Source organism: Streptomyces sp. NEAU-174, from assembly GCF_052665095.1.
Genome location: NZ_JBQTCE010000014.1, coordinates 201,470 through 213,998 on the forward strand (window position 1 = coordinate 201,470; position 12,529 = coordinate 213,998).

The following is a 12,529-nucleotide window of genomic DNA, read 5'->3' on the forward strand; positions in this document are numbered from 1 at the left end:
CGTTGTGGACTTGTCAGGCGGTCTTGACGACGGTGCCGCCGCTTTCGAGCGCGGTCACCTCGTCGGCAGGTGCCGTGGTGTCGGTGACGAGGGTGTTGAGGAGCGTGGAGGGGCCGACGTGGGCGTAGGCGGTGCGGCCTAGTTTGCCGCCGTCCGCGGCGACGATGATACGGCGCGCGGAGGCGATGCCGGCCTTCTTCACCGCCGCGTCGTCGAGGTCGTAGGCGGTCAGGCCCTCGGCCGCGCTCAGGCCGCAGCAGCCGACGACCGCGGTGTCGAAGCGCAGTGCCGCGAGGGAGGCGAGTGTGAGGGGGCCGGTGAGGGCTCCCTCGGCGGCGCGGGGCCGTCCGCCCGGCACCATCAGGGTGGTCGGACCCTGGGCGTCGCTGAGTACGTGGATTGCCTGCAACGACAGGGGCATCACGGTGACCTGTCGGCCACGCAGCAGACGGGCGACCTCCAGGCAGGTGGTGCCGCTGTCGAGGAGGACGGTCTCGCCGTCGGCGATGAGCGAGGACACCTCGGCCGCGATCCGGCGCTTGGCGTCGATGGCTTCGTGGGCGCGCAGCGCGAAGGGCGGCTCCTCGCCCCTGAGCAGCAGGGTGCGTGCCCCGCCGCGGACGCGTTCGAGGACGCCGTGGGCGGCCAGTGTGTCGAGGTCGCGCCGGATGGTCATCTCCGAGGTGCCGGTCAGCGCGGCGAGTTCCTGGACCGTGGCACTGCCGGACTCTCCGACGGCCTGGGCGATCAGCCTGTGTCGGCCTGCGTTGCTCATACCGCGATTGAACATCACCTCGAAACGAACAAGCAAGCTGTTCGATTATGGGCTTTCCAATCACAAAGCACGTTCGTTATGGTGAGCGGCATGGAACGCTCGCTTCGGTCCGCCCGTGTGGCGGACTTCGTCTACTTCGTCCTGTGCGGCACGGCGGTGGACTGTCCGGCCTGCCCCGGGATCCCTGGATGCCGGCGGATACCCTGCTGGTCTTCGGCTTCGGCAACGGCTGTCCCGACGTGAGCGTGAACGCCCACTCCGTGTACGTGGAGAAGGCATGGGCCGTCGCCGGCCGCGCCGACCCCTCCGCTGCCGGGGCCGACGTCTCCCGCGTCGCGGGGCTCGGCTCCCCGGGCATGCTCTCCGGACCCGCCGTCATCGGCCGGCTGACCCTCTCGTGGCGTTGAACCACGTCTTTGCACGGCCCCTGACGCCGTGTGCCGCACACCGGCCCCCACGCTCGCCCCGGCCGGCCGACAGACCGGTGGGGGAGAACCCCACCGCCACCAGAAGGAGCCCTTGATGCCCGAGACCGATACCATCCCCGCTCGCGGCCGTGTCGGGGTCATGCTTCCCCGCGACCTGCCCGTCCGGGACGTGCTGCCGTACGCCCGGCGAGCCGAAGAGCTGGGATTCGACCAGGTGTGGGTGGTGGAGGACCTCGGTTGGCGCGGCGGACTCGCGCAGGCCGGCCCCGTCCTCGCCAGCACCTCCAGCATCACCGTCGGTATCGGCATCATGCCCGCCGGCGCCCGCAACGTGTGCTTCGCCGCGATGGAACTGGCCACCCTCGCCCAGCTCTACCCCGGTCGCCTGATCGCCGGTATCGGCCACGGCATGCCCGACTGGATGCGTCAGGCGGGAGCCTGGCCCACCAGCCCCCTGACGCTGATCAAGGAGTACACGACCGCGCTGCGCCTGCTCATGCGCGGCGAGCCCGGCCCGGCAGGCGGCCGCTATGTGCGCTGCGAAGGCGTCGTCATCACCGAGACCCCCGACATCGTCCCCCCGGTCGTCCTCGGCGTACGCGGTCCCAAATCGCAGGCGGCCGCGGGCGAGGTGGCCGACGGGCTCCTCCTGGCCGAGCCCGCGGCTCCCGCCTACATCGCCTCCTCACTCCGGCACCTGGGCAGCATCTCCGATGCGAGCGCGCGCGAAGTCGTCACCTACGACGCTGCCGCCGTCGATGACGACGAGGACGCCGCTCTCGCCCGCGTCCGCGACGGACTGACCGCCATTGGCGAGCCGGCCTGGGCCGCCCACATCGACCCCCTGCCGTTCGCCGCGCAGCTGCGCGAACACCGCGCCGACTGCGCCGACGCCCGGCAATTCGCCCAGACCATGCCCGCCGCCTGGGTCCGCCAACTGAGCATCGCCGGCACCCCCGACCAGGCACGCGAAGCGATCACGGCCCGCCACGCAGCGGGCGCGACCAGCGTCGTCCTCACTCCCACCGGCCCTGACGCCCTGGCGTCCCTCGACTCACTCGCGCGCGTGCTGGATCCCCGCCCCTGAGCCGAAGAGCCGAAGAGCCGAAAACCGCTGCCCCCGGAGGAGTCGCCATGTCCACCGACCGACGGATCGTGCTGTTCGACCTCTTCGGGGTCATCGCCCTCCACCAACGCCCGGGTGCCTTGGCGGAGATGGCCGCCCGGTGCGCCGCACCCGCGGACGCCTTCGCCGAGGCCTATTGGGACTGCCGCCCGCCCTACGACGCCGCGCAGTGGTCCGCGCCCGAGTACTGGACGGCCGTGCTGCGGTGGCTGTCACTCCCCGTCGACGCCGACACGATCGAGGAACTGCGGCTCGCCGACATCGACAGCTGGTCACGCGTCGACCACCGCATGGTCGCCTACGTGCAGTCCCTGCGGGACGTCGCCGAGGTCGCCCTGCTGTCTAACATTCCCGCAGACCACGCGGACGCCTTCCTGGCCGCACAACCCTGGCTGGGGAACTTTGACCACGTCGCCTTCTCCGGAAAGATCAATGCGGCGAAACCAGACCCGGCGACGTTCCATCACTGCGTCGTCTCCATGCGGGCCGCGCCCGCCGACTTCCTCTTCGTCGACGACCGCGAAGAGAACGTACGGGCGGCACGGGCCACCGGTATGGACGGACACGTCTTCACCAGACTCGACGAACTGGCCCCGGCCATCGCCACCTGGCTCCCGGCCCGAGGAAACGCCGCCCGGTGATGATCAGGGCCGCGACCCGTGCAATGTACTTTCCGCGAGAGACGGCGCTTCGTCAGTGACACGGACACCGGGCCGTGCCCGAACCGGCACGGCCCCGCAGCGCGTGGCGCAATGCGGCGCCAACACCTCGTCGGCCCGCCGAGGATCCTGCCTATTTCGTCACCGCGCTGCGGATCGGATGAACGAAGCTGCCCGCTCGCCGATCATGATGGCCGGCGCATTGGTGTTTCCGGTCACCAGGGACGGCATGATCGATGTGTCCGCCACACGGACGTTGTCCAGCCCGCGCACGCGGAGTTCGGAATCGACGACCTTGCCCATCATGCACGTACCCGACGGGTGGTAGAACGAGAACGACTGGGTGTGGATGAAGTCGTCGATGTCCTGGTCGCGGTCCGATACGGGAGCCAGCCCCGCGGCCGCGGCCCCGTGGAGGTCGGACTCCAGGACCTCGGTGAGCCGCGACTCGCGGGCGATGCGCATGCAGATGCGCAGGCCTTCCCGCAGCCGCCTGCGGTCATCCTCGTCACCGAGGTAGTTGTGCACGATGCGCGGCTTGGCGTAGGGGTGTGAGTGCCGCAGGCGCACGGAACCGCGGCTGCTCGGGCGCGCGACGTACGGCCCGAAGGACATATCCGGCTCAAGCGGAGCGGCAAGTCCCTCGTCACGGACGATGCCCAGCGCGGCGTGCACCTGAATGTCGGGAGCCGGCAGGTCATCGCTGGTGCTGAAAAAACCGCCGACTTCGTTCCAGGCCATGGGCCCGTCACCCTGCTCACGCAGCCGCTGCTCCTCGCGCGAGGTGTCCGGGCCGAGTAGAGGCTCGGTGTGGCTGAAGAAGCTGATGAAGCACCCGGCGTGGTCCTGCATGTTCCGTCCCACGTCCGGCAGGTCATGCAGAGGCGTGATGCCCCCTTGGGCGAGCTCGTCCGCGGGGCCGACGCCGGACTGAAGCAGCAGGTGGGGGGAGTTGTAGGCGCCCAGGGACAGCACGACCTCACGGTTGATCCGGATCAGTCGAACGGTGCCCAGGTGGTCGACCTCCAGTCCCTGGGCGCGGGTGCCGTCGAAGCTGAGGCGGAGGGCGGTCGTCGAAGGGAGGACGGTGAGGTTCGGGCGGTCTGCCGCCGGCTCGAGGAACGCCACCGCACTGCTGCATCGCAGCCCGCTGCGCTGGGTGACCTGGTGGCAGCCGACACCGTCCTGCTCGGCTCCGTTGAAGTCGGGGTTGGACTTGTGGCCGGCGTCCTGGGCCGCCTCCACCCAGGCCGTCAGCAGCGGATGGACGGAGACCGGGTCGCTGACGGTCAGCGGGCCCCCGGTGCCGTGGAAGTCGTCGGCTCCGCGCTGGTTGTCCTCGGACTTCTTGAAGAACGGCAGGACGTCGTCGTAGCCCCAGCCGGGGTTCCCCATCCGCTCCCATGTGTCGTAGTCGTAGCGGTGGCCGCGGACGTAGAGCATGGTGTTCATCGAGCTGGTTCCGCCGATCGCCCGCCCACGCGGCAGGTAGATCCTGCGTCCGCCCAGCTGCGCCTCGGGCTCCGTGGCGAAGTCCCAGTCGTACGCCGTCTTGAGCTGCTGCGAGAACAGCGCCGGAATCTCGAACAGACGCCCTGTGGCGGGTGGCCCGGCTTCGATCAGAGCCACTGTCACGTCCGGATCTTCGGAGAGCCTGGCAGCAAGCGCACAGCCCGCTGAGCCCGCTCCCACGACAACGTAGTCGTACGTTTCCGCGGACCCCGTCATATCGCCTCCATAGGCTCGGGCCTCATGGCCCGGTGTGCTCGATATATGTTCACCAGACCCATATCCGGTGATGCTGAGGAGCTGAAATAAGCTGTCCTCACCGTGGCGGCTTCTGGAGACACTAAGCAGTCACGCGATCGCAGCACATACGCAACGTGAGCAGTACTGGCCAGAAGTAACACACACAATGTGCACCGGCCCGCGATCCACCGCCGACTCCTCGACCTCGGCCAGCCCCTCGACGGCACCCTCGGGAGCACGGCGGTTCCGCGGTCCGGTAGCCCGGACCGACTACCGCCTCGGTCCCGTGACGGCGTAGGCCGTGGTGCCGACGATCGTGAGCACCAGGGCTGTCCACGTGCCCGCCGCCGTGCCAGGGGGCAGCAGCATCCAGGACGCCACCTGCGTCGGCACACTCGTCGGAGGCGGGACGGAGAACGAGCACGAGAGCCAGGCGAACGGCAGCGTCCACGCATACGTCCCCCCGCACACCGCCGCCCCGACGGCGACGAGCCCCATCAAGCCCGCGCTGTCCCGCACCACGAACGCGGCGGTGGCCAGGTCCTTCCCCGTCGCCTGCATTGCCAGCGGCACCATGGCGACGACCGCGCCGGCGAGCAGCACGTGTGCCGTCCTGCGGGGCGCCCAGCGGATCGCGGCCGTCCGGTCCAGCGCGAGGTCCTGCCCGCCGAGCCCGGTCGAGACCGCCATCGCTCCCACGGCGAGGACGAGCGCGGGCAGCCGCTGATCACCCGGCCCCCCGCTGCCGTCCTGGGCGAGTGCCCACACCGTCACCGTGCTGATCACCACCGCGGCCAGTGACGCGGGTACCTGACGCGAGCGCGCGTACAGCATCAGCCATCTCATCGGTACGCACCGCCGGTCAGCGCGTCGAGCGCGTCTCCCTCGCAGGAGAGCGCGGCGGCGCGCATCGCGTTGATCCGCTGGAGCTGCTTGGCCCGTGGCAGCACTTTGAAGTCCTTCCACACCGCGCGGGCCCGGGTGTCCATCTCGCGCCGCGTGTTCGGTGACCCCTGGCCGGGCATCGACTTGAGGTCGCCGAGGACCCAGCCCACCGCGACGGTCCGCGCGATGTCCTCTCCCCCCATGCCGCTCCAGCCGACGGGGGAGCACCCCGGCACCATGCCTTTGGCGATCAGGGCCCAGGTCAGCTCCTCGCCCTTCGCGGCGGCGATGATGTCGTCGTCGAAGTCGATGAGCACGGTCTTGTGGGACCACCGCGGTGTGGAACCCTCCGGCAGTATGGCGGTGTTCTCCCGGACCGAGACCGGCGCCTGGCTCCCCAGGGCCCCGTGCAGCAGGCGCAGCGCCTTTTTGCCGTGACTCGCGAGGTCGGTGAGTCGTGCCTGGTGGATCCTGGTCACGCATACCGGGCCATCGCACACCAACTCCGCGGCGGCCTTGTCGAGGACATACAGAGGACCTACATACGGCGCGGGTCGGAGGGGAGGACGAGCAGGGCGACGGCCGCGCCCGCCAGGACGGGCGTCAGGGCGAGCAGCCGGGTGCGCGGGTTCGCGGCGACCAGCAGCGCGAAGCCTGTCGCGGCCAGGCCGAGCAGCCAGATGGTCTGCCCGACGTGCACGGAGGCGGAGAGCGTGACGAGCGCGTCGCGCACCTCTTCCACCGCCGGTGACAGCAGCGAGACCCGGTTCGGCTCCGTGCTCGGGATCCCTGTCGCTGTGTCCGTCTGCGTCCGGCCCAGCGACATTTGCATGAGGGCCGTGAACGCGAAGGCGCCTATGGCCAGCAGCGGCGGGGTGAGCACGGACGGCAGGGCGCGCCCGGCCCCCATGCCCAGCACGGCTCCCGCGACCAGTGAGAGTGCCCCCACCAGCGAGATGGGCAGCCATCCGAGGTGGGTGTACTCGGCGTTGGCGAGCACCTGGACCCCGCCCACGAGGACGAGCAGCGCGAAGGCCGAGGCCAGGGTGATCGCCATCGTGCCCGCCAGCGTGGCGGCGCGGTGCCAGGCGGGACGCGAGGTGGTCGTCAGCAGCTCGGACATCTTCGAGCGGTGGTCACGCAGGCCCTGCAACGCGCCGAGCCCCACGGCCAGCGGCCACAGGTAGAACAGCAGGGTGCGGGTCCACAGGGCCAGGGACGTCCACTGAGCCGTCCACGCCGTAGTGCCCCTCCACCATTCAGCGTCCAGCAGGTACAGGAACGCCAGCGCGCTCGTCAGGACCACGGCGCCGGCCCAGGGGGCGACGGAGCGCTTCAGCTCGGTTCGCAGGACACGCGTATTCACCAGGCGCCCCTTCCCCGGCCGGGGCCCAGCAGCAGTGCCGAGTAGCCGCGCTCCAGCGGGCTGTCGCCCACGTGCTCGGGGCCGCCCGCCGCAGCCAGGTCCTCCGGGGTCCCCTGGAAGACCAGCCGGCCCTCGGCGAAGAGCACCACGTCGGTGCAGGCGGCGGCCACGTCTTCCACGAGGTGGGTCGAGACGACCACACAGGTGTCCTTGCCCAGTTCCTGGAGCAGTTCGCGAAAGCGCAGCCGTTGTGCCGGGTCCAGGCCGGCCGTGGGCTCGTCCAGCAGCAGGATCGACGGGTCGTTGACGATGGCCTGGGCGATGCCCACGCGCCGCACCATGCCGCCGGACAGGGTCTTCATCCGCTTGTCGGCACGGTCGGCCAGGCCCACCCGCTCCACGGCGTGCTGCACCGCCGCGGGGATCTCCGCCTTGGGCACCTCCTTCAGCCACGCCATGTACTCGACGAACTCGCGGACCGTGAAGCGCTTGTAGTAGCCGAACTCCTGCGGCAGGTAGCCGATCCGTCGGCGCAGCGCACGGTGCTCGCCTCTGCCGCCCGCGGACTCGCCGAGCAGTTCCAGGGTGCCCTCGGCGGGGCGAAGTACGGTGGCCAGAGCCCGGATGAGGGTGCTCTTGCCCGCCCCGTTGGGGCCGAGGAGGCCGTGGACGCCGGTCCCCAGTGACAGGTCGAGCCCGTCGACGGCCATGTGGTTTCTGCCAACCCTGACCTTCAGCCCGGTGGCCCGGATCTCCCAGGCGTAGGGCGTCGGTGCGATGTCGGCCGCGCTCACCGCGGTCATCATGTGGTGTTCCTTTCTCATGGTCAACGATGGGCTCCCAGCACCGAGTACGCGCCCCTGCGGGCGACCACGACACCGATGCCGAGCGCGAGGATCAGCCCCCACACAGGCAGACCGTCCGTCGCCAGGGCGAAGGTCGTACGGCCGGCGGCCAGGGTCGGTGCCACGATCACAGCGCCCCATCCGGCCACCAGCCAGGCGGCGGCGCGGGTCACACCGACGACACCGCCGAGCGCCAGGGTCGTCGAGGTGAAGGCCAGGCAGGGCAGCAGCCATTGCCCGGCCGTCACCCCCGTCACCCATCCGCCCAGCAGCAACGCGGGGACGACCACGGCGAGCACGGACGCGGTACGCCGCAGCACCAGGTACAGCCCCGCCCTCGGCGCGGAGGCCGTCAGCTCGTACGCCGGGTCCAGACCGCGCGACCACGACGCCGCGACGCCGAGCACGGGCAGGACCGGGGAGAGCAGCAGCACCAGCGACACCTCGCCGGAACCGCTGTCGGCCAGGTCGAGCAGCAACGCGAGCAGCGTCACACCCACGACCATGGCCAGCCAGGGCACCATCACGGGCGTCATCCACTTCGACAGCCGCGCCGACCAGCGCCGTCGACGCGGTACCGGGGCGGTGCCGGCGAGCTCGGGTTCGAGGTTGGACCACACCGTGCCGACCAGCGCAGCGACGGCGGGCGCCTGTGCCGTGACGGAGGCCGACAGCCGGTCACGGCACACCCGGCACGTCTCCAGATGGGTCTCCAGGGCCCACACCTCGTCGGCGGCGAGGTCCGTGTCGCCGCGCGCGTAACCGTCGATGATCCGAATCGACGCGTGTTCCACACTCATGCCAGTGCCTTCCGCAGCTCGATCCGGGCCCGGCGGGCACGGGTCTTGACCGTGCCCTCGGGCAATCCCAGCAAGACAGAGGTCTCCCGGACGGACAGCCCGTCAAGCACCATGGCCTGGAGTACCTGTCTGAGCTCCGGCGCGAGGCGCCGCAGCGCGTCCCCGACCTCACCACCGATGGTCGCCGCGAGCGCCTCCTCCTCGGCGGCGGGCGCCATGGACTGCGGGGCGGCCGTGGGCGGCGGCTCCGCGTGGTGGGCCCGGCGCCGGAACGCGTCGACGAGTCGGCGCGCCGCGATCGTCCACAGCCAGCCGACGGCGGTTCCCCCAGCCGCGGCCCCGCTGAACGCGCCCGCCGCGCGCCACACCGCCAGATACGTCTCCTGCATGACCTCGGCGACGATCTGCTCGTCCGCGCAGCGGCGGCGCAGCCGCACCGCCATCCACGGCGACGTACGCCGGTACAGCTCCTCGAACGCGGCACGGTCGCCTCTGGCCACCAGCCGGACGAGATGCTCCTCGTCCAGTTCGCCCGATGTCTTCCTGACTGATCTCACACCCGCAAGACGTGAGCCACGAACGCCAGGTTTTCCCCCGGGCGTGATCCCCGTCACATATGGGGTCTCCGGAAGCCCGCCCTGACGGCAGAGGCCGGGCCCTCACCGCGCACCGCACGCCGGGGGCCACCGCGGTGCGCCCGTGGTCGGCCCGCATCATCCGCTCATACGCGTCGGTCATGGGCTCACCCGCAGGAGACGGAGAAGCCGCAGAGATGCCGCACACCACGCTCGTACGCGTCCCCGACGCGGCCCATCCGCATGGAACGCGCCTGCGTACCTCGCGCCCGGTCTCGGCGAAGGAACGGGTGAGCTTGGTCGCGGTCGCTCCGAGCGGGAAAGGGATGTCGCGGTAGATCGCGAACGGCGGCTGGAAGAGCGAGCCGTTCATGGGGCGAGCCCGGCTTGCGGAGCCGGACAAGGCGTATCTCGCGGCGGTCCACGTCTGCCGGGGCGCCCGGCGGCGTACGGAGGGGTCCGCGTCCGCTGGCGGGAGTTGAACGACACCGTGGGCGCGGCGTACGACGACGCGTGGTGGCGCCGCGCCCACACCGAGGGGGCGGTGGTCGCGCTGCCAGCGCCTTGAGGGTGTCGAAGAACGCCTGGTCGCCGACCGTGCGACGCAGGGCGTGCAGCATCATGGGCCCCTTGCTGTACAGGGCGTGGTGCAGTTCGCGGGCCCTTGCCGGGGTCGTACAGTCTGGTCGCCCAGAAGCCGGGGTCCGCCTCGCTCTCCTCCAGCATGGCGCGGTAGAAGCCGGTGTCCCGGTCGGCCCCGCCCTTTCTGGGAACGCTCGGTCACGCCCGCCTGGGCCTGTTCGGCGGCGGGGATGGCGTCCCACCGAGAAGTGGTGCTCGATCCCGGCGGTACCGACGAGCGCAGCCTGCTGAAGGCGAACGCGCCGCCGGTGCGGGCAGGCGACGTCCTGCGCTGTGAGACCGGCGGTGGTGGTGGGTTCGGTCCCGCCGTCGAGTGGACTCCCGACGCCATTGCCCGGAACCTGGCGCAGGGCCTGATCACCGACCGGGGCGCGACGTCCTATGGCCGGACCCCCGCCACGGACGCGCGCTAAACCCGGTGACGCGGGGTCTCCCGATCCGCCCGCCGGATCCCCCTTGGGCCCAGTGGACGGTCGGCGCTCGCGCTGCGGTTTTCTCACATCTGCTCGGAATCCGACAGCACACGGCACGCGAGGTGCAGTGCGAGCCGTGTAGGCCGCCCGGGACGCGGCCCGCAAACGGGGCGTCGCCTCCGAGGCATGTACGTCGCAGCGCCGTGCCCGGGTGCGGCGGGATCCGCGGGGTTTCGCGGCCGTGCTATAGCAGTTGATGGCCGACCAGGCATGGGAGGTCCTGGCCGCCAGCGGTTCGCTGCTGGACCGGTGGCCCGAGATCGCGGCCACCGGTGCGGGGCGCCTGGCCGAGTACGTCCAGGCGGTCGCCTTCGACCAGTGCTGGAGGCGCCGGTCCGTACGCGGGAGACCGCGTCGCCGGGCTACCAGCAGGCGCTGGCCGTCCACCAAGCCAGCTGGCCGACCCAGGGCCGGCGAGCGCCACGATCCAGGTGGATAGCTCGTCGGGGTGCGCGAACCGCCGGGCATGAAGCCCGCAGAATCTTCTGGGGGAGTTGGGGCCGCTCATCCGGTACCCCAACGCGTCCCGGCCGCACCCGCCGGGCGTGCAGGTCTTGAGCGTTCCTCGTTGCCTTCCGCGGCACCACTGGCACCACTGGCACCACGGCCCGTCGCCGGACGTCAGTCTCCGCTGTAGAGCCGCTCCAGGTCGATAAGCTGGACAGTGGGATCGCTTTGTGCGAGGTCGCGCAGGTCGCCGGTGAAGCCGGCACCGCTGAAGCACAGCAGCCGGGTCCGCTCGGCGTGCACACCTTCCCGGGCACGCAGCAGAGTACGGATGCGGTCGAGGCGTCGCAGGTGGCCCAGGCCCATTGTCTCGTTCCACTTGGCTTCGCCGATGGCGAGCAGAACATCGCGGCCGTCCTCGTTACGGCCGAAAGCGGCGAGGTCGACCTCGTGGCTGGTCTTGGCACTCGGGTCCGGGACGGTGCCGGATTCCACACGAGTGCGCTGCCCACCAAGCGTGTCCGCACTGGCATACCAGCGCGTCCATGTGCGGCAGAGCTGTTCGAAATGGGGGCCGATGACCTTGCTGCGGAACGTGGGCTGTGAGCGCTCCCACACCGAGGGTGCCTGTCCGGGCCGCTCCAGGTCGCTCCACTCGGGACGCATCAGCGCGTGATAGAAGGTCAGGATCGGTTCGGCGATGCGGTAGGCGGAGCGTTTGCCGTGGAAGGCGTCCGGCTCGCGGACGATCATGCCGGTGTCCTCCAGCACCGTCAGCGCATGGCCGAGGTCGGTGGACTTGCGTTCCAGGAAACCGGCGATGCCGCCGCGGGTGTGGTTGCCCTGAGCGATGGCCGCGAGCACCCCGTGGTAGAGGGCGGTGTCTCGCAGGTCGAGTTCCTCAGCCAGCAGAAAGCGGGCTTCACGGAACAGCGGGCGTCCCGGGTTGAGTACGTTGCGCATCACCCACGGGCCGAAGTCGTCCAGGCCGGCGGGAGTGTCACCGAGGACGAACTCGCGGCGGTAGGCCGGAGTTCCGCCGACCACCGAGTTCACCAGCAGCGCCAGCTGAGGATCGTCGGTCAGCTCCCAGAAGCGGGCGGCCAGGCGGAAATCCAGCGTCGGCACGACCAGTTCCAGGCTGGCCCGGCCGCGCAAGGGGGCCGTACCGGCGAGCAGGCTCCCCATGAACGACAGCGCGGAGCCACACAGCAGCAGGCGCACCGGCCCGCTCTCGTGCCGGGCCTGCGGCCCCAAGGCGCGCTGCAACAGCGAGGGCAGCTCCGGTGAAGCCTTCGCCAAGAACGGAAACTCATCCAGCACCACCACCAAGGGCGCGCCACCGGGCCCCGTCAGGCCCATCAGCTCGGAGACCGCCTCCTCCCAGTGCGCGAACCGGTGAGGTGCCCGGCGTCCCTCGAACCGTGCCAGCGCCGCCCCGAACTGGCGAAGCGACTCCGCCTCGGTCGCCTCGCTCGCCGCGAAGAAGAAGCCTCCTCCCGCCCGGCAGAGTCCATCCAGCAAGAACGTCTTGCCCTGACGCCGCCGCCCCGAGACCACTCCGAGCGTCGCCTCCGCCCCCGGGTAGGAGGCGAACCGGACCAGTTCCTCCCACTCGAAGTCGCGGTCGAACATCCCTGCTGGCTTGTCCATCACGCACCTCCGTCAATGATGTGCCAGTTTATTATATACGCGCTCATCATTCGCATGGTCGGCTTCCGTGGTCGCCCGGAGCACCTCGGAGATCACCACCGCCCGA

11 protein-coding genes and 1 pseudogene are annotated in these 12,529 nt (G+C 70.6%); 4 read left to right on the forward strand and 8 right to left on the reverse strand.

What is annotated here, in order from left to right:
* Nucleotides 1-13: 13 nt before the first annotated feature.
* Nucleotides 14-775, reverse strand: a complete 762-nt coding sequence (locus tag ACT2CW_RS35055) for a DeoR/GlpR family DNA-binding transcription regulator (protein WP_445519444.1) — start codon at nt 773-775, stop codon at nt 14-16.
* Nucleotides 776-963: 188 nt separating this feature from the next.
* Here ACT2CW_RS35055 and ACT2CW_RS35060 point away from each other — a divergent pair, with 188 nt between their 5' ends.
* From ACT2CW_RS35060 to ACT2CW_RS35070, 3 genes are all read left to right on the forward strand, one after another.
* Nucleotides 964-1,182 (forward strand): hypothetical protein, encoded by a 219-nt coding sequence (locus tag ACT2CW_RS35060; RefSeq protein WP_445519445.1) that lies wholly within the window; start codon nt 964-966, stop codon nt 1,180-1,182.
* Nucleotides 1,183-1,297: 115 nt separating this feature from the next.
* Nucleotides 1,298-2,290 carry an LLM class flavin-dependent oxidoreductase gene (locus ACT2CW_RS35065; protein ID WP_445519446.1) on the forward strand — a complete coding sequence of 331 codons (993 nt, stop codon included), beginning with the start codon at nt 1,298-1,300 and terminating at the stop codon, nt 2,288-2,290.
* 47 nt (nt 2,291-2,337) lie between these two features.
* Nucleotides 2,338-2,970 (forward strand): HAD-IA family hydrolase, encoded by a 633-nt coding sequence (locus ACT2CW_RS35070; RefSeq protein ID WP_445519447.1) that lies wholly within the window; start codon nt 2,338-2,340, stop codon nt 2,968-2,970.
* A 159-nt stretch (nt 2,971-3,129) separates the two neighbouring features.
* On the opposite strand, the gene ACT2CW_RS35075 is transcribed toward ACT2CW_RS35070, so the two are convergent.
* From ACT2CW_RS35075 to ACT2CW_RS35100, 6 genes and pseudogenes are all read right to left on the reverse strand, one after another.
* Complete coding sequence (locus ACT2CW_RS35075) at nt 3,130-4,716, reverse strand: GMC family oxidoreductase (RefSeq protein WP_445519448.1); 1,587 nt, start codon at nt 4,714-4,716, stop codon at nt 3,130-3,132.
* 291 nt (nt 4,717-5,007) lie between these two features.
* Nucleotides 5,008-5,583 carry a hypothetical protein gene (locus ACT2CW_RS35080; protein WP_445519449.1) on the reverse strand — a complete coding sequence of 192 codons (576 nt, stop codon included), beginning with the start codon at nt 5,581-5,583 and terminating at the stop codon, nt 5,008-5,010.
* Nucleotides 5,580-6,988, reverse strand: a pseudogene (locus ACT2CW_RS35085) (hypothetical protein). Before ACT2CW_RS35085 ends, ACT2CW_RS35080 begins: the two are co-directional and overlap by 4 nt.
* Nucleotides 6,985-7,794 carry an ABC transporter ATP-binding protein gene (locus tag ACT2CW_RS35090; RefSeq protein WP_445519450.1) on the reverse strand — a complete coding sequence of 270 codons (810 nt, stop codon included), beginning with the start codon at nt 7,792-7,794 and terminating at the stop codon, nt 6,985-6,987. The pseudogene ACT2CW_RS35085 and the gene ACT2CW_RS35090 overlap by 4 nt, the downstream one beginning before the upstream one ends.
* Nucleotides 7,795-7,814: 20 nt before the next feature.
* Nucleotides 7,815-8,633: a zf-HC2 domain-containing protein gene (locus ACT2CW_RS35095; RefSeq protein WP_445519451.1), complete on the reverse strand. Its 819-nt coding sequence runs from the start codon at nt 8,631-8,633 to the stop codon at nt 7,815-7,817.
* A complete protein-coding gene (locus tag ACT2CW_RS35100; protein ID WP_445519452.1) occupies nt 8,630-9,190 on the reverse strand; it encodes an RNA polymerase sigma factor in 561 nt (186 codons plus the stop codon). Before ACT2CW_RS35100 ends, ACT2CW_RS35095 begins: the two co-directional genes overlap by 4 nt.
* Before the next feature lie 830 nt (nt 9,191-10,020).
* Between ACT2CW_RS35100 and ACT2CW_RS35105 the strand changes: the two genes are divergently transcribed.
* Nucleotides 10,021-10,263 carry a hypothetical protein gene (locus ACT2CW_RS35105; protein WP_445519453.1) on the forward strand — a complete coding sequence of 81 codons (243 nt, stop codon included), beginning with the start codon at nt 10,021-10,023 and terminating at the stop codon, nt 10,261-10,263.
* A 681-nt stretch (nt 10,264-10,944) separates the two neighbouring features.
* Here ACT2CW_RS35105 and ACT2CW_RS35110 read toward each other — a convergent pair.
* The gene (locus ACT2CW_RS35110; RefSeq protein ID WP_445519454.1) at nt 10,945-12,423 is read right to left on the reverse strand and encodes an AAA family ATPase; all 1,479 of its coding nucleotides are present in this window, start codon (nt 12,421-12,423) and stop codon (nt 10,945-10,947) included.
* Nucleotides 12,424-12,529 lie beyond the last annotated feature (106 nt).

Bases quoted from the DNA above. Each gene is read 5' to 3' on its own strand.
- ACT2CW_RS35070 (WP_445519447.1), top strand. From the start codon at position 2,338: ATGTCCACCGACCGACGGATCGTGCTGTTCGACCTCTTCGGGGTCATC.
- ACT2CW_RS35090 (WP_445519450.1), bottom strand. From the start codon at position 7,794: ATGATGACCGCGGTGAGCGCGGCCGACATCGCACCGACGCCCTACGCC.
- ACT2CW_RS35105 (WP_445519453.1), top strand. From the start codon at position 10,021: ATGGCGTCCCACCGAGAAGTGGTGCTCGATCCCGGCGGTACCGACGAG.
- ACT2CW_RS35075 (WP_445519448.1), bottom strand. From the start codon at position 4,716: ATGACGGGGTCCGCGGAAACGTACGACTACGTTGTCGTGGGAGCGGGC.
- ACT2CW_RS35110 (WP_445519454.1), bottom strand. From the start codon at position 12,423: ATGGACAAGCCAGCAGGGATGTTCGACCGCGACTTCGAGTGGGAGGAA.
- ACT2CW_RS35065 (WP_445519446.1), top strand. From the start codon at position 1,298: ATGCCCGAGACCGATACCATCCCCGCTCGCGGCCGTGTCGGGGTCATG.
- ACT2CW_RS35095 (WP_445519451.1), bottom strand. From the start codon at position 8,633: ATGAGTGTGGAACACGCGTCGATTCGGATCATCGACGGTTACGCGCGC.
- ACT2CW_RS35060 (WP_445519445.1), top strand. From the start codon at position 964: ATGCCGGCGGATACCCTGCTGGTCTTCGGCTTCGGCAACGGCTGTCCC.
- ACT2CW_RS35055 (WP_445519444.1), bottom strand. From the start codon at position 775: ATGAGCAACGCAGGCCGACACAGGCTGATCGCCCAGGCCGTCGGAGAG.
- ACT2CW_RS35080 (WP_445519449.1), bottom strand. From the start codon at position 5,583: ATGAGATGGCTGATGCTGTACGCGCGCTCGCGTCAGGTACCCGCGTCA.